The organism is Antarctobacter albus, assembly GCF_900101505.1.
GTDB lineage: Bacteria > Pseudomonadota > Alphaproteobacteria > Rhodobacterales > Rhodobacteraceae > Antarctobacter > Antarctobacter albus.
In genome coordinates, this window is the sequence record NZ_FMZI01000002.1 from 164,045 (window position 1) to 183,573 (window position 19,529).

Genomic DNA, 19,529 nt, shown 5'->3' on the forward strand with positions numbered 1-19,529 from the left:
GACCCCGCCAGTTCGCGCCGCAATCATGGCGGTTTGGTCTTCAAATCGAACTGTCGACGCTTCTGCAATACCTCGATCCTCGCTTTCAATTCCTCGTCAGACAGAGCGGCCGTTGCCGCGCACTTCGGGCATTCGTTCTTATCTTCACCGCCGCCCCCGCTCGTCGCGCTCCAGTCATGTCGGCGGCGCACTTGCAGCCAATGGATTGCCGCCTTGGTGTCGGGAGGGATCTCTGTCAGGGTCTGGGTGACGACGATCTCGCCTTGTTTGTTTTTCATTGCCCTCTCCGATTTTATGGTCATCCCTGCGGCGCGCTTGTATAGCGCCAAAGAAACTTCGGCGTCGGCGATTTCTTTTCCGCTGTGGACTGCGTCACGAAAACCGGGATTTTCAGCCTTCCAGCGATGGAAGGTGTTGCGGCTGACATCAAAAAATCGGGCCATTTCAGCCTCGGTATGGCCGAGCAGCGATAGCTTGTAGGCCTGCTCATCCATAGCCGGATCGTAACCACATTTGCGGCCAGGGCCGGGTTCCGTACCGTTCAAATAACGGCCTGTCTCATCTCGCTTTTCCATTTTTCCTCAAGAATGTTCTATGTTGATGGGAGGTCACAGATTGGAGAGAGTGAAGGCCAAGTCGAGGCGTGTTCTTACCCGCTCGACATGGTCGATCTTAAGCTGCGGGCTGCGCCGGATCGTGAAGGCTTCTTGCTCATCCTCGGGAAGCGACCGGATGAAGCCCACCACGAAGTCAAACGCGATGCGCGCCTGATCCCGCGTTCGGGCCGCTATCAGGATTTCACGCCGGGGCTGACGATCCCAGACGCACTTGACCGCGCCAAGGGCGATGATCGCCGACGGGGCGGTTTTCGCATTGCCCCTGCCGATGCGCAGACAGGCCACGTTCACCCCGTCCGCTAAGGCACCCTTTACGAATCTCTTTTGGAACGGGGCTAACTTCACCGCCTGACCGGCTTTCGGCCCCTCGGGGATGCTCAGGCTTTCAAGAAAGCGGGTTGTAGACATGGGGGAGGTCATGCAAGCACTCCCCTATGAAAACGAGGATTCTGACAATTCTCGCTGCGGTCACTCTTGGAACTCAATCGGTAGAGGCAGGCCGCTATGGACCAGACGACAGCGAAAAAATCCTTATGGAAGGCGAGGTAATTGCTTACGCGGCTCAAAACGGATTTGGCCTCGTCGTGCGCTACCGCAACGAAATCTTCCTCTGCCGAGTCGGTACGAAAACTGTGGAGAACAAAAGGGTGATGGAGACCTAGTGTATGGATAACGGTAGGGACTGACCTAGCAATCCTGCATAGCGCGAAAGCGCAAGTTAGCCCCCCGATTTCCTGTCCTCCTAAGATCGGAGGCATTGGGATCAGATCAGGACCACCACCAAATTCAGAGCAGCCCCAACGGGCAAGGCAACGCCCAAAGGCGCGCCGCAAAGAAACGGCAGGGTTATCATTGAAAGACCTCGATTGGTTGAAATTGCCCCACCCCACGCCAAACAGGTGATGCACGCCCCACCACCCCCGCCCCCCCCTTTAGGGGCGGGGTGGTGTGGCACCTGTTTTCAGGGGAGTTTGCCCCACCTTGCCACACCATGCTTTCAGGGGTGGGTGTGGCACTCATTGGTTTGCCCATTCGCCTACCTCCAAATAGGGACGTCCCATGCGCTTTGCGTCCGGTATCTTGACCTTTTTCAAAGCCCCGGATTTCAGCCACGCCTCGATCATTTTCTTGATGCGCTTGCGGTCCGCCGTGGCGTCCAGCCCCAGCGTCTCGGCCACGGTCACGCCCGCCCAATCGTCGCCAGCCTGATCCGAGTAGCGACAAGACAGCGTGTCTTTGCCGTCGAGAGCGCGTTGCACCAACAGCAGATCATCGACCGATACGCCGTCGAAAGTGTCGGGGGGCATCCATACTTCGCAGACGCCTACATTGTCGCCGTTGGCAAGGGAGACGGTTGCCATGCGCCGCCATTCCCGCGCCCCCTCTGGTGCGAGGTTTGCCTTGTCCCTGTTGATTCCAAAGAACGTGGCCGGATCATCCATCAGCCCCCACTTCTCTCGCAAAGTTGGGTGCATCTTGTTGAGCACTCGACCCAACCGCGCCGCCGCCAGCAGGGCAGATGCACCGCGCCCGCTTTCGGTCGTTGCTTCCTCGCCATTGGTCTTGCGGGTGTGGTGGACCAGTTCGATTGCGCAGTTGCACCGATCCGCCAGACGCGCCCATTCCTTTGCCACCAGGTCGATTGCGCCGTTGTCGTTTTCGGACGCTTGATGCGATGACACGAAAGGGTCGATCACCAGCACGTCGATTTCCCGCACCTCGATCTCATCGGCCAGCGCATCCAGTTCCGGCTTGATGATCTGAACGCCTTCACGGGTTTGGATCGCCGTGCTCAGGGCACGTTCCCGGCCCGTGTCCACATAGAGCCGCCCCGCGATTTCCTCGGGGCTGACGTGGTGGTGTTGCATCGCCGCGATGATGCGACGATCCATTTCGTCGCGCGGGTCTTCAAGGTTGTAGAGCCAGACCTTGAGGCCCTTGGTCGTCCAGTCGCCTAGCAGTTCCCGCCCGGATGCCATCGCCAGCGCCTCACAGATCGTCAGAGACGATTTCCCAACGCCGCCGGGGGCAACCGTCACCGATACTTGTTTGCGGATCAGGTGACGCCCATAAACCCAAGGGCGAGGGGGAATGCTGGACGGGTCACGCCAGACAAATTCGGTTGGCAGGCGGTCCCCCCGATTACGGGGAAACTCGGCCCGGTGCGCGTGAAGCTGCATCGCCATGTCAGAAAAGTCACGCGCCATCACGCCGCTTGCCTCCCCTGCACATGGTCAAGGAAAGCCGCCTGCCGACCGCGCGGCATGGCGTTGAAGCTGGCAAGGCAATAGGCTTCCAGCTCCTCGGGATCAGCCATATCGGCCCAGAACGCCGCCTGATCCATGAAGCCAAAGAACGGGGCTTGAGGTTGTCCAGCGCCAGCACAAAGCGCCGCCTCAGCCGTCATCGTGGCGTCATCGCGATCCTGTGACTTGAGCGCCATGAAGGCCAGCGCGGCCCGTTCCTCGACCGTGAGACGCGCCATGAGCACTGGCGCAACGCCCAACCATGCTTCCTGGCTTCCCAGTGTCAAAGTATACCTAAGCATCCGCACCACCTTGAGGTGTCGAGATTTCATTTGCGCTGAAAACGAAGGTTGATTTCTCATTCCGAGAACCCCAAGCAGAGTGAGATTATCGGATGACGTGCCACCAGAGATGCGCTATCGGATTCGATGAACTTTTGCGCTTCGTAGGTTCCTTCAGCGCCGTTGCGGGGTCCAAGCCGCAGCGGCGCCTTCCTTTTTGGGAACACTCGGAAGATTTTCGACCGACTGCGCGGTGCCACAAATTTCAGGGCTGGCGAAGAGGTGTTTCATCTACACCTCCTGCACTTCGCGGCTTTCGAGCCACGCGTTGATGTCGCTTTCACGCCATGCGACAAGGCGAGCGCCGAGTTTGAGCGGTTGCGGAAAATCCCCTTTCTTCATCCAGTCGTAAAGGGTGGAGCGCGAAAGACCGGTGCAGGCTTCCACCTCGGGGCGGCGCAGCAGTTTTTGTGCCATGTTGGTTCCTTTCGGTACCTGTTGAACATGACGATAAACCTCGCACTCGCTTGAGCGTGCGTCTGTGGGGGAAACCCTAGGGGTTATCCCCTCACGGAGGCCTCGTTTCGCGGTTTGTTTTGTATCTTGCGCCGGCCGTCCGCAGCGCGCTCGGAAACTTCTCAACTGGGGTGATCGTGAGCCCGCGGAAAATCTCGCCACGATTCTTTTCCCAGTCTCGAACCGTAGAGCGGTCAACTTCAAAAGCTTCCGTAACACTTTTTATGAATGATCTGTCGGATATTCTCGCCGCACGCGCGTGCTCGATATAACTGAGCGCGGTAGCGATATCCCGTCGCTCCGGAGGAGAACGAGACGGATGGCCGCCGGCGTTGATATCCTGCACGATTAGGGGAATGCGCCCGGCAGCAAAATGTTCGGCAAGCCCTGCAGCTCGGCCTATGGCTGCGCCGGGGAAAGGATACAGTGGGACACCCTTCCCCGGCTGCCCGAGCGAACGAAAGTATTCCGTCAAGACCATGGCGAGGGCTTCAAACCACTCCCTTGCAAGTAGCTCGCGTCGCGCCGGTCCAAATTCCTTCGAGTCGTTGGAGGCCTTCTTGAATGCCTCTTCCTCTTTTCTCAACAAATCCGCCCAACGCTTTGAGCGTTCTGTTTCAATCATTTTGCCACTCCCAGTCTAACCAGGTTTGTATCCAACACTTGATACCTGAGCAGGAAACCCACCCATGCCGCCATCATGTCGCGTCGCCGGTCAACGTCAGGAATTCCAGCGCCCGCGCGGCCATTTCATCGCGTTGCCGCAGGTTACGTATGAGAGGGGCATGTGGCATTGCCGCGCGTGCAGTGCAGAGAAGCTCACAGTGTCAAGCTTCCTAAGGCTGACAGAGCCGCGTCGCTAGACAGATGCCCATAATGGCGCTCGATCATCTCCGCGCTGGTGCCTGAGATTTGCGCAATTGTCAGAAGTGGAAGCCCTGCGCTTACGAGGTCGGTAATGGTGCTGTGCCTCAAGGTGTAGGCCGTGGCTCCCTTTGGCAGACCAGCAGCTGCTATTGCAGACGCAATTGGTGATTTCCAACTGTCCTTGTTCCATGCTTTGCCGTTAGCCCGCATGAATAAGGGGGCATTGGGATGCTTGTCCATTGACTTTTCCGCAAGGAGTCTGGCGGCCTCTGTGGGCAACTTGATACGGCGCGGCTTGCCTGTCTTGTCCTTACCGATAGAGAGTTCGGCAGTACGCCCATCGAAGTCGCCGGCGGTCAATGCGGCCATCGCGCCTGGACGCAGAGGCAGGAGGCAAAGCGCCCTCACAAAAGGTGCAGCTTCAGGCGCACAGCACTCCACCAACTTTCGGCGTTGGTCCCGGTCAAGATAGAGAGTTCGCCGACCATTGGCATTTGGAAATGGTTTCAATCCTTCCTGCCAAGCGGCTTCAGAATTGGGCGCTCCTGCAGTCAGCACCTTCGCGAGCGCTGCGCGCAATACGGCCATATCGCGATTTACAGTGGAAAGCGCACGATCACGATAGAGGAGGGCGCCGTCTTGGCCTCGGCTTGCAGCAGAAGGCCTGGCCTTGAGACGCTCCCGCCATTCGCACAGGTGACGGCGACGCAGTTTGGCCAACTTCAGCCTGGCGATTGGATCATTGTAAACGTAGCGACCGAACCTTTGTTCAGCTTCGGGACGGGTCTTTGCGTATTCGCGGCAGGCATCCGCGACCGTTTCTACTTTCGTCTGCTCAATGCCACCAGATTCTACCATTTCAGCATGTGCTTCGGCTGCTCGTTTGGCGGCGCCAAACATCTCATTGCCGGGGAGGCTGCCAAAGTCGCCCAGAGACTTCACGCGATACTTTCCGGCATCCTCATCGTAGGCGCGGGCGGTCCAAGTCCCTTTGCCCCCGCACTTGGACCGGCGGAAGCCGAGAAAGCACCCTGCTCGAAGTCTCTGCCAGTGAGGTTCGCGTTTAACAGGCAGCTGCTCACGGGCGCCGACTTTGCTCAGATCCAATGCCATAGCGTTCGCCTTCCATGCCGGTGTATGTAATGAGTATGAAATACGTCCTGGGAACACCTCGGACAAGGCAGGAAGTTAAGTATTTGTGGTTAAATGGATATGTGTTCCGGTGAGGTCTGGTGGCATCCAAAATTCCTGCCTTCCGAAGGCAGAGGCCATAGGTTCGAATCCTTTCGGGTGCGCCAAAAAACCAAGCACCTGTGTCGAACGTCCTGTCACCGTTTCTGTAACGCGTATCAGTTTCAACGTCTTGGCAAGGGTTCCCGTCGCATCCCGCGCCGACCGGATGAGCGCTGGCAAGCGGTTTTGGCAGACCAGCCTGGCCGTTTTTCCGACTTGCGCGAATCCGGGTTCATTTTCTCTGAGCCTCGTGCCTTGAACTCGACACATGCTCCTATTTCGCCGTCGCCATGATCGTCGGTCTCTGTTCGGTCGGGGCGTGGTCGCGGGGCATCGTTCTGCGACGGATGGGACGGGGCAGCGCGGCGCGCTCACGCGGGCTTGGGGCGGCACTGGTCGTTACAGCCCGACCAGTTGGCCAACTCAAGACCTGGCCATTGGCTATCTGCCTGGACAGTTGGAAGTGGTGGCGATTGTATGGTGTTCTGCCCTGTGTCGGCCTTGTTCGGGTGCCGGCGGATGCTTGGGCGCGGCTCGACGATATGGTCATTCGGCAATTCAAATCTTGATTTGGTTGGTCACTCGTCGAGACCCCGATACGCTTCAAGCGGGATGGGCTTGACCGGCAGATGGGCGTTGAAGCGACCGCATTTCGCGATCGGCATACCTCTCGACGCGGCAATTCGCGCTGCGATGGTGCCTTCGCAATAGCGCCCCTGGCACGGCCCCATCCCGCTGCGGCATTCCAGCTTCACCGGGCTTGCAGAGGACATGAAGGGATTGTCGGCCAGGGCCTTCTCGATCTGACCGCTGGTGATTTCCTCGCAACGGCAGATCACGGTGTCATTCCGGCGCGACAATTCGGCGAGCGCGTTGCGACGTGGGTCGAACATCCGTTGCATGACGCCGGACAACCTCTCGGCGCTCGCGAGGTGCTTGCGGGCGCGGGTCAGATCGGTGGTTTCGAGAGGGCCGGCCAGCGAGACGGCAATGGTCAATCCCGCCATGTGCCCCTCGGCCCGGGCGCGTTCGGCCCCGGCAACGCCTGTCGGCTCGCCTGCGACGTAAATGCCCGGCGCAGTGCAGCGGAAGGTGTCATCATGTTCGACCGTCCAGCCGCCGCCGGCAGAATTCCAGATCAGGTCGCAGCCGGCCTGCCGGGCCAGTTCGGTCGACGGGGTAAAGCCGTACCCAAGGGCAAGCACCTCGGCCGGTCCGGGCAGGTCGCGGGCCAGTGCGATGGCGGCGATTTCGGCCCCGGTCGCCAGCAGCAGGCGCCGCGCGGCGATCTGACGGCCTCCGCCGGGCGTGCTGACCGCCATGCTCAGGGTTGCGGCGTCCGGATCAACGCGATCCCGCAGGACGCCAAAGGCCGTGGAGCGGAAATGCGTCTGGATGCCGGGGTGATCCTCGAACCGTTCGATCAGGTCGCGCGCCCAGCCATAGGGCCGGTAGGTGCCGTGCCGCGTTCCCCATTCCGCGGGCGGGCGGCGAAAGATCTGTCCACCCGCCCGGGCCTGTTCGTCCGCGACCGTGACCGTCAATCCGGCCCCGACGATGACAAGATCGCGCATCACGACCCCTCCTGCGCTCTGACGTCCATTCCCTCACGCACATCCGTCAGGCAAGCGCGGACCAGCGGGTGCCCGTCGACGCGGACGGCACAGTCGAAACGGGTGCCCATGTTGCAGAACGGCAGGCGCGGTTGACCTTGGCGGGTGATCCCGAAGGCCGGGATGCCTGCCGCCAGCAATGCGGCGGCCAGTGTCTCGCCCGTGTGGCCGGTGATCGGTGCGCCGTCGAAGGTGAACCGGACTTCCGGGCCGCGCGGCGTTTCCATGCAAATGGCTTTGACCATCTGTCAGGTCCTCCTGTATCGGGCCGGGTCGAAATTCGACAGGTCCGTTTCCGGTGTCCGGCCCGACACCAGCGCGGCCAGCGCCTCGGCAAAGCTGGGGCCGAGTGTGAAGGCCGATCCGCCGGTGGCGACGAAGGCGCCGGGCATGTCGGGCACCGGGCCGACCAGCGGCAACTGGTCCTCGGTCACGGTTGTCGTGCCGACCCAGCCGCGGATCGCGGGGACCCGGGCGAGTTCGGGCAGGACGCGGATCGCCATATCGGCATTGCCGGCCAGCGAGGCCGGCAGAAGCTCGGGCTTGACCGAGAAATCTGGGTCGCCAACCGCATCACGGATCAGCCGCGCGGGCCAGCCGCCACCGATCAGCACGTTGCCGTCCAGCGCCTGTTTCAGGGACAGCCGTCCGCCGGCGTGCTGGACCAGATGCGGGATCAGCTTCGGGACCTTGCGCGTCACCGTCATCATCAGTGCCAGCGGGATGGTCGGCAGATAGGCGCCATCATCGCGCCGATCCGCGTGGTCCAGACGCCTGCGGGGATTACGATGGTCTGGGTGCTGACCGCTTCGGTCGCGCCGTCCGTCTTCAGGGTCACACGCCAGGCCGTGCCGCTACGGGTCAGGTCGGTGACCTCGGTCCGGGTGCGGATCTCTGCCCCGCACTTCTTCGCGGCGCGGGCGATCGCGGGGCCAGCGGTGCGGGCGTCGGCCTTGCCCTCCAGCGGCAGAGGGCCGCCGCGATCACGCGATCCGAAAGATAGGGCGCGATGCGGTCGATCTCGGCCCGGTCGATGACCCGGTTGTCGAGGCCCCAGGCGCGCTGATCGGCCCCTTCGCCAAGGCAGGGCACCGTCAGGCCAGCACCTCGCCGGGGTTTGCGACCGCCAGCGCCATGTCGCCGGGATGCTGTGGCGCGCCCGTGGCATCGGTGGCGCATTGACCCGACAGGGTCAGGACGCGCGTTGCCCCGGTGACTTCGCGGGCATGGGCGAAACCGAAGCCGTCCTGCCATGTCCACGGGTTTATTTCTCTGGTGTCCATTGGTGTCCTCACTGTTGTCATGACGTTTGGGGCTTGCCGGTCTTGCGCCGGCCCGCTCTTCACCCGGCCTGCGTGCCGTGGGGGGAAGGCTGCGACGACGCCTATTGTTCAGGAGGATAAAGTTGCAATAAATGACCGTATTTCGCGGATCGTGGTGCGATAAACGCAACGAAAAACCATGATTGTCAGTATCCTGATGGGTGCTGTCAAAATCGGCGGCTCCGACGCCTGACAAGGAGACCGACGTGAAGCTGGATGATCGCCGGATAGCCCTTCTTTACGAGGCATGGCGCCACGGCTCCATGCGCGCTGCGGCCGACGTGCTGGACCTGGCCCCGTCTTCCATCAGTCGCCAGATCGCGCGCCTGGAAGAGGAAACCGGTGCCAGCCTGATCGAACCTGGCCGCCGCGAGATCCGTCTGACGGAGGCCGGTCACGCGGTGATGGACTATTTTCGGGCGCGCCGGGCCGGTGTCGATGAACTCGAAGGCCGCCTTCAGGACCTGTCTTCCGGCCGGTCAGGCCATGTCCATCTGGCGCTAGGCGAAGGGTTCCTGGGACCGGCTCTCTACGACACGCTTGACAGTTTCATGGACGGGTTTCCCGGCATGACACTCTCTGTCAGTGTGACCGACACCACGCAGATGGTGCGCCTGCTTCTCGAAGACGAGGTGCATTTCGGACTTGGCTTTCATTCCCTGTCCCATCCGCAGATCGTGTCGCGCTATCGCGCGCCGGTTCCGTTGATGGCGATCATGCGGGCGGATCGCCCCTTGGCCCGCCGCGAGAGTATCGGTTTTGACGCGCTGTGCCGCGAACCGTTGGCCTTGATGGGGCAGTCATTCCGGATCCGCCAGATGCTTGACGCCGCTGCCCTGGACAGCGGGCACAGCATCGCGCCCGGGTTCACCAGCAATTCCATCGCACTGCTGACCCGGACGGCCGTCGCGGGCCGCGCGCTGACGGTGCTGCCGGCTTTCAGCGTCAGCGCGGAAATCGCATCCGGCACTTTGGCAGGCGTGGCCATCGAAGCGCCGCAACTCCAGGCCGTCTACGTTCACCTGCTGGCCCGGCGAAACCGGGTGTTTCCCCCGCATCTCGGCAGCCTGATCGAGCAGATCCGGACCCGGTTGCTTCCATCGGCCCTCAAGGCGTAGGCAGTCAGGGCCGCCTGGCAAAAGGCCCACATCGGTTTGGCAAAATGCTGTTTTGCCTATGGTGCTCGATACCTTCGCGGACCCGTCCATGTCGCGTTGTGGGGCACGCAGTGGCCTGACGACGGCGCAATACCCGCCACCAGGATCGGATCGCCAAGCGATCTTGCCGCCCTTTGTGACGACCGCGCAGCGTGTCATCCGGTCGGTCGGCGGCTTGCCGGCCCTGAAACCTTGTCGGAGAAATACTGCCACCAAAATTCTCCTGTCGAAGTCCCGGGACAGGAGGTTTCGGATGTGTTCGATAGGACGGGCCAGCCTGCCTCGGGCGTGGATTCCGGCAAGAACGGCGAAACGCGTGCCGTGCTGGATCCGGAGGGATTGCGGTTCTATCGCAAGATGCGCGAAACCGTCAGGCGCAGGGCGGATGGTTTGCCGATGGGTTAACGTGCGGCCTTGGTCGGTTTGTGGGGCCGCGCCGAAGCGCGGCACTGTCCACACGGGTCTGAACGGCTCATGGAACCGGGCCGGCACTACGGGTTCCGGATCTGCGCCACGAAAGACTGGAAGGCCCTACGCAACTGGGCTTTGGAGGCCGTCCTCGACCAGTGAAGAGGCCCTTGCTGCCCCGCCCTGCACGAAATCTGCACAACTTGCGCGCAAGCCCTGCACGCAGCCAGGTCCATCCTGATCCCATTCCAAAACACGGGAGAGTGGGACATGGACAGGCAATTGAGTATTCCCGGGCTGCCACACGCATTGGCAAGAGACGGCTGGTGGCTTGACGAGGGCGCAGCCCCGCCAGCGCAGGGCGACGGCGGGTCCGGCCCTGCCGGGGTGCGGTTTCCGCGGCGGGTGGCGGCGGTCCTGACCCTTGTGGCGCTGGCGGACTTTCTGTTCTGGGGCAGGGCGCCGGGCCTTTCGGTGGTGATCTTTGCCGCGGCGATCCTGGCATGGGGTCTGCAGGGGGCCGGTGCATGGTGGCGCCCGGTGGGGCTGTTCCTGGTCGCGGCCCTGCCGGCGGTCGATCATCTGCAGCCGCTCTCGCTGGCCTTCCTGCTGGTCGGGCTGGGAGGCGCGCTGACCTGGGCGCATCACCCGGCGGCGCCGATTGCGGCGCTGTCGTCCGCCACGGGCGCCTTTCTGGGGCGGTTGCCTGTGGCCTGGCTGGCACAGCTTGACCCGCGCCGCCTGTTTGCCTTGCCCGCTGTCCTGGCGGAGGCGCCGGTTCCGTTGGCGCGCAAGGTCTTGCGCGACTGGGCCTTGCCGCTGGGCGGCGCATTGGTGCTCGTGGCGCTCTTGATGCAGGCGAACCCTGTGTTGGCGCAGCTTGTGCAGATCGACCTGGATCTCTGGCAAATGGCACGGCGCCTTGTCTTCTGGGGCGGGATCGCGGTGTTGGTCGGCCCGTTCCTGGCGCCGGTGCCGCCGTGCGACCGGGCGACCCGCGGCCTTGTGATACCGTCGATTGCGCCGGGATGGCTCAACCCCGGATCCGTCCTGCGCGGCCTGGCGGTCTTCAACCTGCTGATCGCGGTACAAAGCCTTACCGATGTCTCGATCCTGCTCGGGGGCGCCGATCTGCCCGAAGGGATGACCCTGGCCGAATACGCGCATCGCGGCGCCTATCCGCTGTTGGCTGCGGCGGTGCTGGCCGGTGCATTCGCCCTGGCGGCGCGGCCTTTCCTGGGCGAACACCGCCTGATCCGGCCGCTGCTGCTGCTTTGGCTGATGCAGAACATGGTGTTGTGCGGGGCGGCAGCGCTGCGTCTGGACCTCTACATCGAGACCTTCGGGCTGACCTACCTGCGGCTGCACGCGCTGATCTGGATGGCGCTGGTGGCGGCGGGGCTGGGACTGGCGCTATGGCAGGTGCTGCGGGCGCGGTCGAATCGCTGGTTGCTGGTGCGGGGCGGTGTTCTGGGGCTGGCGACGCTGTACCTCTGCGCGATGGTGAATTTCGCCCAGGTGATCGCGGCACAGAACGTGACCCGGGCAGAGCCGGACCTGCGGTATCTCTGCGGTCTGGGTCCGATGGCCGCAGGGCCGATCGTCGAAAGCGGCCTGGGCCGGGTCATCGGGCGTTCGGTCCATTTGGGGCCGTGCCGGATCACTCGTCCCGAGGTCGAGGACTGGCGGGGTTGGGGCTTTCGCAGCTGGCGCGCAAGCCGTTATGTTCAAGGCGTGATGGTGGAGCGGCCCTGATGAAGATCCTGATCGTGGACGACGATCCCCGCCTGCGTGAACTGGTGCGGCTGGCGCTGGAACGGGCGGGCCACGCGGTCATCACCGCCGGCGACGGGCAGCAGGCGCTGACCCATGCCGCGCGCGAGGCGCCGGACCTCGTGGTGCTGGACGTGGGTCTGCCCGAGATGGACGGGTTCGAGACCTGCCGCCGCATCCGCGCGCGATCCGAGGTCCCGATCCTCTTTCTGACCGCGCGGGATGACGAGATCGACCGCATTCTCGGCCTGGAACTGGGGGCCGACGACTATGTGACAAAACCCTTCAGCCCGCGCGAACTGGTCGCGCGGGTGGGCGCGATTCTGAAGCGCACCGCGCGCGGGACCGTTCCGGCACGGCTGGAACGGGGGCGCTTGTCGCTCGATTGCCATGCGCGGCTCTGCCGCTTTGGTCCCGCCGAGATCGCTCTGACCGCAACCGAATTCGGCCTCCTCGCGCGGCTGATGCAGGAGCCCGCGCGCCTGACGCCGCGCGCCGACCTTGTCGCCGCGCTTTGGGGGGCGCAAAGCGCGGTGTCGGACCGGACGCTGGACAGCCACCTTCGCAACCTGCGCCGCAAGCTTGCCGAGGCCGGCTGCGCCGAGGCGGTCGAGACGGTGCACGGGCAGGGGATGCGGATGGGGCCGTGTCGATGACCGGGCATTGGCGGCCCTCGCTGAGCTTTGTCCTTGGCGGGGCGCTGGGCGCGACGCTGGTGGTGTCCTTCGCGGGGCTGGTGGCGCTGCGTTACCTGGGGCCGGTGATCGGGTTCCGCAACGCGGCGATCCTGCTGGCCCTGTCGATCACGCTGGTGACGGCGGTCCTGGGCTGGCTGCTGGTGCGGCTCTTGCTGCGCCCGATCCGCGCGCTCGAGGCCTATGCCGAGGCGCAGGAAAGGGGCGACACCCCGGCGCCGCCGCGCCATTTCGGCACCCATGAACTGCATGCCACCGCCCGCCGGGTGATCGCGATGGCCGAGACGCTGCGCGACCGAGAGGCGACGATCCGCGCCTTTACCGACCAGGTGACACATGAGTTGCGTACCCCCGTCACCGCGATCCGCGCGGCCAGTGAGCTGTTGGAGGATGGCGGGGCGCTGGGCCGTGACGACGCGGCGCTGGTGGCGCAGGTCGACGGCGCCTGCACCCAGATCGAGCGCCAGCTTGCCGCGCTGCGCGATGTCGCCCGCGCGCGGGAGACGCGCTACCTCGGCACGTCCAGGCTGGACGATCTGCTGCCGGGCCTGCGCGAGGACCACGCGAATCTGGTCTTGCAGGTCGAGGGCGGCAGCGTGCCCTTGCCGATCGCCGGGGCGGGCATGAAGATCGTTCTAGGCCAGCTGTTGCGCAATGCGGGCGAACATGGCGCAGGCCGGGTTCTGTTGCACGCAGGGACAGGGAACGGCGCGGCCTTCCTGGAGGTGCAGGATGACGGGGCAGGGATTTCGCCGGGCAATGCCGGGCGCGTCTTCGACCCGTTTTTCACCACGCGACGCGGCGCAGGGGGCACCGGCATGGGACTGGCCATCGTCCGCAGCCTGCTGAGCGCCCACGGCGCCGCCATCCGGCTGCTGCCGGCGGAACGGGGCACGCGGCTGCGGATCGTATTCGCACCCAGCGTGCGTTAGCCGTCCGGGCCTAGGCAGGGGCGGGCAGGGGCGTGACCTGCGACAACCGCTGTTCATAGGCGGCATCGTTGCGGTCGAGGACCGGACGGTAGGACGGGGCATAAGGCGCGCCTTCGGCAATCGCCTCTGTCGGGTCGTAGTCCTCGAACATCCGCAGGTCGCCCTGACCCGGTTTGGGCAGCAGGCCCAGGCGGGTCTTGATGCGTTTCTTGGCGACCTCCAGGAACTGCCCGAGGCGAGTCAGCATGATACGGAAAAAGGCCAGGGGCGTCTCGATCATCGCCTTGCCCAGGATCGCACCAGCATCACGCAGGTGCAGGCCGCGCGACAGCCGGATCACCGCGTTGCTGTAGGTCGTGGCCAGGGCCAGCTTGCGGATTTCCCGGCTGATCCTGGGATCTGCCATGAACTTCTCGACCACGGCATTGCCGCCAAGCGACATCGCGTAACGGTTCGAGGACATGTTGCCCGCGTAGATGCGATAGCCGACAAGATACTCGCGCACGACTTCCATCTTGTAGCGCCGCAACAGCCGCAACTGGAAATCCCGGTCCTCGCAGCCGCCGATGCCGTTCTGGGCATAGGAGGGATCGAAACCGCCGACCTCCAGCGCTGCCTCGCGCCGGACAAGCAGGCTGCTGCCGTTGCCGACGTGGTTGACGACCAGGTGACTGGGAAAGATCGCGCCGCGCGCGTCATGCACCAGCCCGTCCCCGCGCACCTCACCGTGGGTGTTGATGGTGCGGAAGAGGGCGTAGCAGGCGACCCAGTCGGGATCGCCCTTGTGCCGTTCCAGCGCGGCGACCTGCCGGGCGATCTTGGTGGGGTGCCACAGGTCGTCCGCGTCGAGATAGGCGACATAGTCGGCGGCAGAGGCGCGGGTGCCGACATTCCGGGCATTGGCGACACCACCGTTGGGAATCGTAATCACGCGCAGGTTGTCCATCCTGGAAGCCAACTCGCGCAGGATGTCGGGCGTGGCATCCGTCGATCCATCATCAACTACAATTATTTCAAGGTTTTCATGCGTTTGCCGTGAGGCCGACAAGATGGTAAGTTCAACGAAAGCAGCGCCGTTGTAGACCGGGATGATCACGCTGACCGAAGGGGTATCCGCTTGCGACATTTCCGTGTCCGTGCTTTCTTGACAAGCTACCATTGATGGCAGAATTCACTGTGGTTTACGCCGGTATGGCGGCTTGGGTCCGGGGCGACAAGCCCATGCGCAGGATTTGGTTTCTCGGTTGATTGAAGTGAGATTTGACAGATGAAAAGACACTCTTCCCCTTCCCGGGGCGCCAGAGTGCTTGTTTCCGGGGGGTGTGGTTTCATCGGCTCCCATTTGTGCGATGCATTGCTGGCGCGGGATGATCTGTCCGCCCTTGTCTGCGTCGACAACCTGTGGACCGGGACGGTCGACAACATCGCGCATGTTCGCGACAGCCGCTTTTCATTTGCCGAATGCGATGTGGAAAAGTTCACCTCGGACAGCCTGTTCGACGAGGTGTATCACTTGGCGTCGCCCGCCTCGCCGCAATGGTACATGAGCGATCCGCAACGCACGATTTCGGCCAATATCGTCGGGGCGATCAACCTGCTGCGCTACCTGAAGGAGGACGGGCGGTTCTGCTATACCTCCACCTCCGAGGTCTACGGCGATCCGGTGGTGACGCCGCAGCCCGAAACCTATCTTGGCGCGGTCAGCTGTACCGGCCCGCGATCCTCTTACGACGAAAGCAAGCGCGTGACCGAGTCCCTGCTGTTCGAGATGCGCCGGACGCGGGGGCTGGATATCCGGGTCGCGCGGCTGTTCAACGTCTATGGCCCGCGCACCCGCGTCGACGATGGGCGGGCGGTGTCCAATTTCATCAGCCAGGCGCTGTCCGGGGCGCCGATGACCATTTACGGCGATGGCACACAGACCCGCAGCTGGGGCTACATCGACGATATCGTCGAGGGGCTGGCGCGGTTCTTCTGGCGGGATGCGATCGACTATCCCGGCCCGCTGAACATTGGCAATAACCGCGAGATCTCGGTGGGCGGCGTCGCGCGCTATATCGGCGACCTGACAGGCCAACCCGAGATCGTGCACATGCCCAGCCCGCCGGACGATCCGACCAACCGTTGCCCGGACCTGACGCTGGCCAACAAAATCCTGCCCGGCTGGAAATGCGAAGTCCCCTACGAAGACGGCGTGCGGCGCACGATGCAGTGGTTCCGGGACGTGATGAAACCCTCGCCGGACGTGCGGCGCGCGAAATAGGGCGGCTTCGCGGATGAAGGCTCTGTTGCGCGACAGGATGCAAACCGCGGAATGGCGGCGGTTCGGGCGCGTGCTCGGTCTGCTCAGGGCCAGCCGGGGGTCGGTTTTCGTGGTTGTCGCACTGGGCCTTGTCTCGTCGCTTTTCGAGGGGATCAGCCTTTATCTCTTTCTGCCGATCCTTGCGCATCTGCCGGGCCAGTCGGGGGCAGAGGGCACGCTGCCGGCGCTGCTGGGCTGGGTCGACGACTGGTTTCCGCCGGACTGGGTCTTTACCGGGCTGCTGACAATGGCGGTGCTTGGCATCGTGCTCAAGAACGCGGTCAACTACCTGAACGTGGCGGTCTTTGCCTTTGTGAACTGCCGTGCGGGCCACCTTTTGCGCAGCAAGCTGAACGGCCAGATCCTCATGGCCAGCAGCAGCCATATCAACCAGACCCAGACCGGTGAGATCGCCAATGCCATGATCTCGGAAACCTGGCGCTCGGTCGAGGTTCTGGGCGACCTGTTCCGCATCCTGGTCAATGCCTGCGCGCTGGTGGTGCTCCTGGGAGTGCTGGCCATCGTGTCCTGGCAGGCGACACTGCTGGCGATGGGTGTCGGCGGGCTGTTCATGCTGGTGTCGCGGGTGATGACCGATGCCACCAACCGCGCCAGCGCCGAGGCGGTGGCCTCGAACACGGATTTCATCGGCCGGTTCTGGGAAACGATGGAAGGTCTGCCGGCCATCCGCCAATACGACCAGGCCGCCGCCGAGGGCGCGCGCTTTGATGCATTGTCGCGCCGGGTGGAAAAGGTCTACCTGCGAATGCAGCTGATCCAGAACGTGATCGGTCCCAGTTTCGAGGTGCTGGTCGCGATCTTCGTCGCGGTATTGCTGTCGCTGATGTTCCATTTCGGCATCGGCGGCCCCAGCGTGGCGGTGTTCCTGCTGATCCTGTTCCGCGCTGCACGGTCGTTGCGCGGGGTCATGGTGGGGGTCAACAAGATGCGCCAACTGTCCTATGCCGTCGAAGAAGTGGGCCGCGTGGGCGAAGCCTGCGCCGCCTCGGCACTGCCCAGCGGAAACCGTCCCTATTCCGGCCTGGCGCAGGGCATCCGCCTGCGCGACGTCAGCTATCGCTATCCCGGTCGCTCAGAGCTCAGCCTGGACGGCATCGACATCGAGATCCCCGCCGGAGGGTCCGTGGCCTTCGTGGGTCATTCGGGGTCCGGAAAGACGACGGTTGCCCGGCTGCTGGGGCGGGAATTCGATCCGACGCAGGGGCATGTGGAGGTCGACGGCATGGACCTGCGCGAGATCGACCTGGGGACCTGGCGGCGGCGGGTGGCGATCGTGCCGCAGGTGACGCATATCTTTGACGGCACCGTCGCCGAGAATATCGCCTACGGCGCCCAGGATGCCAGCGAGGCGCAGATCCGCGAGGTCGCCCACCAGGCCCAGTGCGATACATTCGTCCAGGCCCTGCCCAAAGGGTTCGACACGCGCATCGGGGCCAAGGGCGTGTTGCTCTCCGGCGGCCAGCGCCAGCGGATCGCCTTTGCCCGCGCCCTGTTGACGCGGCCGGATGTGCTGATCCTGGATGAGGCCACCAACGAGCTGGACACCCGCACAGAGACCGCGATCATGGAGAACCTGCGCCGGTCCCAGGCGGGCAAAACGCTGGTCATCATCGCGCACAGGCTGTCGACCGTGACCTGGTGCGACAGTATCGTGGTTCTTTCCGAAGGCAGGCTGGTTGAAACCGGTACTCCGACAGAGCTGATGGGCCGGGCCGGTGGCGCCTTTGCCGGGCTGATCCGCAACCAGCACTAGCCGCGGGCTTCCCGTTTGGCCGCATCCGCGCTAGGAATGAGAGAAGGTTGACAGGGCAACAACCTTGCCGGAGGGGGAAATCATGGCCAAGCCCAGGAACATCCTGTTCATCATGTTCGACCAGCTGCGCTGGGACTACCTGGGCTGCTACGGTCACAGGACGCTGAAAACCCCCAATATCGACCGTCTGGCCACGCGCGGGGTGCGCTTCGACCGGGCCTATATCCAGTCACCGATCTGCGGGTCTTCCCGGATGTCCACCTATACCGGGCGCTACGTCCACAGCCACGGGGCCAGCTGGAACGGCATTCCGCTCAAGGTTGGCGAGTTGACCCTGGGCGATCACCTGCGCAAGCTGGGCATGTCCTGCAACCTTGTAGGCAAGACCCACATGCGCGCCGATGCCGAGGGCATGGCCCGGCTGGGTCTTGAACCCGACAGCCTGATCGGGGCGCGGGTGGCAGAATGCGGTTTCGACGTCTTCGAACGGGATGACGGCATGCTGCCGGAGGGGCCGGATGGGTCCTATGATCCGGACGGGGCCAGAGAGTACAACAAGTACCTGCGCGCCAGGGGCTATGAGAGCGACAACCCCTGGCATGACTTTGCCAATTCGGGGCTGGATGACGCCGGCAACGTCCTGTCGGGCTGGTTCCTGAAGAACGCCCGCGAGGCTGCCAACATCGCCGAGGAGGACAGCGAAACCCCCTACCTGACCGGGCGTGGCATGGCCTTCATGGAGCAGGCGACGGCGCCGTGGTGCTGTCACCTGAGCTTTATCAAGCCGCACTGGCCCTACATCGTGCCCGAACCCTATGCCAGCATGTACGGTCCCGACGACGTGCAGGAGGTCATCCGGTCTGACGGGGAACGGCAGGACACGCACCCGGTGCTGCGCGCCTTCATGGACACCCGTGTGGGCGAGGCGTTCTCGCGCGCGGAGGTGCGAGAGGCGGTCATTCCGGCCTACATGGGGCTTATCAAGCAGGCCGACGACCAGATGGGGCGGCTGTTCGACTGGATGGAGCGCACCGGGCGGATGGAGGACACGCTGATCGTGCTGACCTCGGACCACGGTGATTTCCTGGGCGACCACTGGATGGGGGAAAAGACCTTCTTCCACGACACCTCGACCCGGGTGCCGCTGATCGTCTACGACCCTTCGCCAGAGGCCGACGCCACGCGCGGCACGGTCTGCGACGCGCTGGTGGAAAGCATCGACCTTGCGCCCACCTTCGTCGAGGTCGCGGGCGGTGAGCCGCCCGCGCATATCCTGGAGGGCGAAAGCCTTGTGCCGATCCTGCACGGTGAACGGACCGGCACGCTGCGCGACTACGCGATCTGCGAATACGACTATTCCGGTTCGCCCGTGGCGGCGAAGATACGGGCGCCGGTGCGCGATGCGGTCATGTTCTGCGTGATCGACAGGCGGTACAAGCTGATCCATTGCGAAGGCGGCTATCGGCCCTTGCTTTTCGACCTGCAGGAGGACCCGCAGGAACTGGTCGACCTGGGCGCCAGTGCCGAGCATGCCGGGGTGATCGAGGACATGTACGACAAGCTGTTCGCCTGGACGCGGCGTCCCTCGCAGCGCACCACGCGGTCAGAGGCTCAGTTGATGGAGATGCGGCAGAAATCCGGGCGGCGCGGCGTCGTCCTGGGGGTCTACGACGAGAACGACGTCCCGCTGGAACTGACGGTGCGCTACCGGGGCCGCAAGGCACCGGACATGAAGCGCGGGCCGAAAGGGGGGTAAGGCCGGGCTACCCGGCCATACCTGTCCCGCGGTGACC

The 19,529-nt window shown here is 63.7% G+C and carries 21 protein-coding genes and 1 tRNA gene; 9 read left to right on the forward strand and 13 right to left on the reverse strand.

What is annotated here, in order from left to right; all coding sequences use genetic code 11:
- Positions 1 to 23: 23 nt before the first annotated feature.
- From BLQ71_RS03895 to BLQ71_RS03925, 7 genes are all read right to left on the reverse strand, one after another.
- Positions 24 to 575, reverse strand: a complete 552-nt coding sequence (locus tag BLQ71_RS03895) for a hypothetical protein (protein ID WP_139168468.1) — start codon at positions 573 to 575, stop codon at positions 24 to 26.
- Positions 576 to 608: 33 nt separating this feature from the next.
- Positions 609 to 1,037, reverse strand: a complete 429-nt coding sequence (locus BLQ71_RS03900) for a hypothetical protein (protein WP_074620781.1) — start codon at positions 1,035 to 1,037, stop codon at positions 609 to 611.
- A 596-nt stretch (positions 1,038 to 1,633) separates the two neighbouring features.
- Positions 1,634 to 2,824: an AAA family ATPase gene (locus tag BLQ71_RS03910; RefSeq protein WP_074620783.1), complete on the reverse strand. Its 1,191-nt coding sequence runs from the start codon at positions 2,822 to 2,824 to the stop codon at positions 1,634 to 1,636.
- Positions 2,824 to 3,102, reverse strand: coding sequence for a hypothetical protein (locus BLQ71_RS03915; protein WP_133066120.1), 279 nt, complete (start codon positions 3,100 to 3,102; stop codon positions 2,824 to 2,826). The genes BLQ71_RS03910 and BLQ71_RS03915 overlap by 1 nt, the downstream gene beginning before the upstream one ends.
- 333 nt (positions 3,103 to 3,435) lie before the next feature.
- Positions 3,436 to 3,621 carry a helix-turn-helix transcriptional regulator gene (locus BLQ71_RS03920; protein ID WP_074620785.1) on the reverse strand — a complete coding sequence of 62 codons (186 nt, stop codon included), beginning with the start codon at positions 3,619 to 3,621 and terminating at the stop codon, positions 3,436 to 3,438.
- A gap of 91 nt (positions 3,622 to 3,712) precedes the next feature.
- Entirely contained in the window at positions 3,713 to 4,285 is a 573-nt protein-coding gene (locus BLQ71_RS25905; RefSeq protein WP_133066119.1) for a hypothetical protein, read from the reverse strand.
- 194 nt (positions 4,286 to 4,479) lie between these two features.
- Positions 4,480 to 5,640, reverse strand: a complete 1,161-nt coding sequence (locus tag BLQ71_RS03925) for a tyrosine-type recombinase/integrase (RefSeq protein ID WP_074620786.1) — start codon at positions 5,638 to 5,640, stop codon at positions 4,480 to 4,482.
- A 79-nt stretch (positions 5,641 to 5,719) separates the two neighbouring features.
- Between BLQ71_RS03925 and BLQ71_RS26285 the strand changes: the two genes are divergently transcribed.
- Positions 5,720 to 5,825, forward strand: a tRNA-Arg gene (locus BLQ71_RS26285).
- 513 nt (positions 5,826 to 6,338) lie between these two features.
- Here the strand turns inward: BLQ71_RS26285 and BLQ71_RS03930 are convergent.
- From BLQ71_RS03930 to BLQ71_RS26290, 5 genes are read right to left on the reverse strand one after another with little or no spacing between them, the layout of a single operon-like run.
- Positions 6,339 to 7,334, reverse strand: a complete 996-nt coding sequence (locus BLQ71_RS03930; RefSeq protein ID WP_074620787.1) for an NAD(P)/FAD-dependent oxidoreductase — start codon at positions 7,332 to 7,334, stop codon at positions 6,339 to 6,341.
- Positions 7,334 to 7,618 (reverse strand): (2Fe-2S)-binding protein, encoded by a 285-nt coding sequence (locus tag BLQ71_RS03935; protein WP_083342143.1) that lies wholly within the window; start codon positions 7,616 to 7,618, stop codon positions 7,334 to 7,336. Before BLQ71_RS03935 ends, BLQ71_RS03930 begins: the two co-directional genes overlap by 1 nt.
- A 3-nt stretch (positions 7,619 to 7,621) precedes the next feature.
- A complete protein-coding gene (locus BLQ71_RS03940) occupies positions 7,622 to 8,143 on the reverse strand; it encodes an NAD(P)/FAD-dependent oxidoreductase (protein ID WP_367888663.1) in 522 nt (173 codons plus the stop codon).
- Positions 8,083 to 8,541 carry an FAD-dependent oxidoreductase gene (locus BLQ71_RS27040; protein ID WP_074620789.1) on the reverse strand — a complete coding sequence of 153 codons (459 nt, stop codon included), beginning with the start codon at positions 8,539 to 8,541 and terminating at the stop codon, positions 8,083 to 8,085. Before BLQ71_RS27040 ends, BLQ71_RS03940 begins: the two co-directional genes overlap by 61 nt.
- Positions 8,468 to 8,656, reverse strand: a complete 189-nt coding sequence (locus BLQ71_RS26290; RefSeq protein ID WP_083342144.1) for a hypothetical protein — start codon at positions 8,654 to 8,656, stop codon at positions 8,468 to 8,470. The genes BLQ71_RS27040 and BLQ71_RS26290 overlap by 74 nt, the downstream gene beginning before the upstream one ends.
- A 245-nt stretch (positions 8,657 to 8,901) precedes the next feature.
- On the opposite strand from BLQ71_RS26290, the gene BLQ71_RS03950 reads away from it, so the two are divergent.
- The 5 genes from BLQ71_RS03950 (at position 8,902) to BLQ71_RS03965 (ending at position 13,660) form a co-directional block, all read left to right on the forward strand.
- Positions 8,902 to 9,813 carry a LysR family transcriptional regulator gene (locus BLQ71_RS03950; RefSeq protein ID WP_074620790.1) on the forward strand — a complete coding sequence of 304 codons (912 nt, stop codon included), beginning with the start codon at positions 8,902 to 8,904 and terminating at the stop codon, positions 9,811 to 9,813.
- Between the two features lie 294 nt (positions 9,814 to 10,107).
- On the forward strand, positions 10,108 to 10,257 hold the full coding sequence (locus BLQ71_RS26295) for a hypothetical protein (protein WP_157923280.1): 150 nt from the start codon (positions 10,108 to 10,110) through the stop codon (positions 10,255 to 10,257).
- 273 nt (positions 10,258 to 10,530) lie between these two features.
- Complete coding sequence (locus BLQ71_RS03955) at positions 10,531 to 12,015, forward strand: DUF4153 domain-containing protein (protein WP_121498750.1); 1,485 nt, start codon at positions 10,531 to 10,533, stop codon at positions 12,013 to 12,015.
- Positions 12,015 to 12,689, forward strand: coding sequence for a response regulator transcription factor (locus tag BLQ71_RS03960; protein ID WP_074620792.1), 675 nt, complete (start codon positions 12,015 to 12,017; stop codon positions 12,687 to 12,689). The genes BLQ71_RS03955 and BLQ71_RS03960 overlap by 1 nt, the downstream gene beginning before the upstream one ends.
- Positions 12,686 to 13,660 carry a sensor histidine kinase gene (locus BLQ71_RS03965; RefSeq protein ID WP_074620793.1) on the forward strand — a complete coding sequence of 325 codons (975 nt, stop codon included), beginning with the start codon at positions 12,686 to 12,688 and terminating at the stop codon, positions 13,658 to 13,660. Before BLQ71_RS03960 ends, BLQ71_RS03965 begins: the two co-directional genes overlap by 4 nt.
- 10 nt (positions 13,661 to 13,670) lie before the next feature.
- Here the strand turns inward: BLQ71_RS03965 and BLQ71_RS03970 are convergent, their stop codons facing one another.
- Complete coding sequence (locus BLQ71_RS03970; RefSeq protein ID WP_074620794.1) at positions 13,671 to 14,786, reverse strand: glycosyltransferase family 2 protein; 1,116 nt, start codon at positions 14,784 to 14,786, stop codon at positions 13,671 to 13,673.
- 141 nt (positions 14,787 to 14,927) lie between these two features.
- Between BLQ71_RS03970 and BLQ71_RS03975 the strand changes: the two genes are divergently transcribed.
- From BLQ71_RS03975 to BLQ71_RS03985, 3 genes are all read left to right on the forward strand, one after another.
- Entirely contained in the window at positions 14,928 to 15,923 is a 996-nt protein-coding gene (locus BLQ71_RS03975; RefSeq protein WP_074620795.1) for an NAD-dependent epimerase/dehydratase family protein, read from the forward strand.
- Between the two features lie 13 nt (positions 15,924 to 15,936).
- Positions 15,937 to 17,736, forward strand: a complete 1,800-nt coding sequence (locus BLQ71_RS03980; RefSeq protein ID WP_074620796.1) for an ABC transporter ATP-binding protein — start codon at positions 15,937 to 15,939, stop codon at positions 17,734 to 17,736.
- An 82-nt stretch (positions 17,737 to 17,818) separates the two neighbouring features.
- A complete protein-coding gene (locus BLQ71_RS03985; protein ID WP_074621003.1) occupies positions 17,819 to 19,492 on the forward strand; it encodes a sulfatase-like hydrolase/transferase in 1,674 nt (557 codons plus the stop codon).
- Positions 19,493 to 19,529: the final 37 nt, after the last annotated feature.

Bases quoted from the DNA above. Each gene is read 5' to 3' on its own strand.
- BLQ71_RS03895 (WP_139168468.1), bottom strand. From the start codon at position 575: ATGGAAAAGCGAGATGAGACAGGCCGTTATTTGAACGGTACGGAACCC.
- BLQ71_RS03900 (WP_074620781.1), bottom strand. From the start codon at position 1,037: ATGACCTCCCCCATGTCTACAACCCGCTTTCTTGAAAGCCTGAGCATC.
- BLQ71_RS03910 (WP_074620783.1), bottom strand. From the start codon at position 2,824: ATGGCGCGTGACTTTTCTGACATGGCGATGCAGCTTCACGCGCACCGG.
- BLQ71_RS03915 (WP_133066120.1), bottom strand. From the start codon at position 3,102: ATGGCGCGTCTCACGGTCGAGGAACGGGCCGCGCTGGCCTTCATGGCG.
- BLQ71_RS03920 (WP_074620785.1), bottom strand. From the start codon at position 3,621: ATGGCACAAAAACTGCTGCGCCGCCCCGAGGTGGAAGCCTGCACCGGT.
- BLQ71_RS25905 (WP_133066119.1), bottom strand. From the start codon at position 4,285: ATGATTGAAACAGAACGCTCAAAGCGTTGGGCGGATTTGTTGAGAAAA.
- BLQ71_RS03925 (WP_074620786.1), bottom strand. From the start codon at position 5,640: ATGGCATTGGATCTGAGCAAAGTCGGCGCCCGTGAGCAGCTGCCTGTT.
- BLQ71_RS03930 (WP_074620787.1), bottom strand. From the start codon at position 7,334: ATGCGCGATCTTGTCATCGTCGGGGCCGGATTGACGGTCACGGTCGCG.
- BLQ71_RS03935 (WP_083342143.1), bottom strand. From the start codon at position 7,618: ATGGTCAAAGCCATTTGCATGGAAACGCCGCGCGGCCCGGAAGTCCGG.
- BLQ71_RS27040 (WP_074620789.1), bottom strand. From the start codon at position 8,541: ATGCCACGGGCGCGCCACAGCATCCCGGCGACATGGCGCTGGCGGTCG.
- BLQ71_RS26290 (WP_083342144.1), bottom strand. From the start codon at position 8,656: ATGGACACCAGAGAAATAAACCCGTGGACATGGCAGGACGGCTTCGGT.
- BLQ71_RS03955 (WP_121498750.1), top strand. From the start codon at position 10,531: ATGGACAGGCAATTGAGTATTCCCGGGCTGCCACACGCATTGGCAAGA.
- BLQ71_RS03960 (WP_074620792.1), top strand. From the start codon at position 12,015: ATGAAGATCCTGATCGTGGACGACGATCCCCGCCTGCGTGAACTGGTG.
- BLQ71_RS03965 (WP_074620793.1), top strand. From the start codon at position 12,686: ATGACCGGGCATTGGCGGCCCTCGCTGAGCTTTGTCCTTGGCGGGGCG.
- BLQ71_RS03970 (WP_074620794.1), bottom strand. From the start codon at position 14,786: ATGTCGCAAGCGGATACCCCTTCGGTCAGCGTGATCATCCCGGTCTAC.
- BLQ71_RS03975 (WP_074620795.1), top strand. From the start codon at position 14,928: ATGAAAAGACACTCTTCCCCTTCCCGGGGCGCCAGAGTGCTTGTTTCC.
- BLQ71_RS03980 (WP_074620796.1), top strand. From the start codon at position 15,937: ATGAAGGCTCTGTTGCGCGACAGGATGCAAACCGCGGAATGGCGGCGG.
- BLQ71_RS03985 (WP_074621003.1), top strand. From the start codon at position 17,819: ATGGCCAAGCCCAGGAACATCCTGTTCATCATGTTCGACCAGCTGCGC.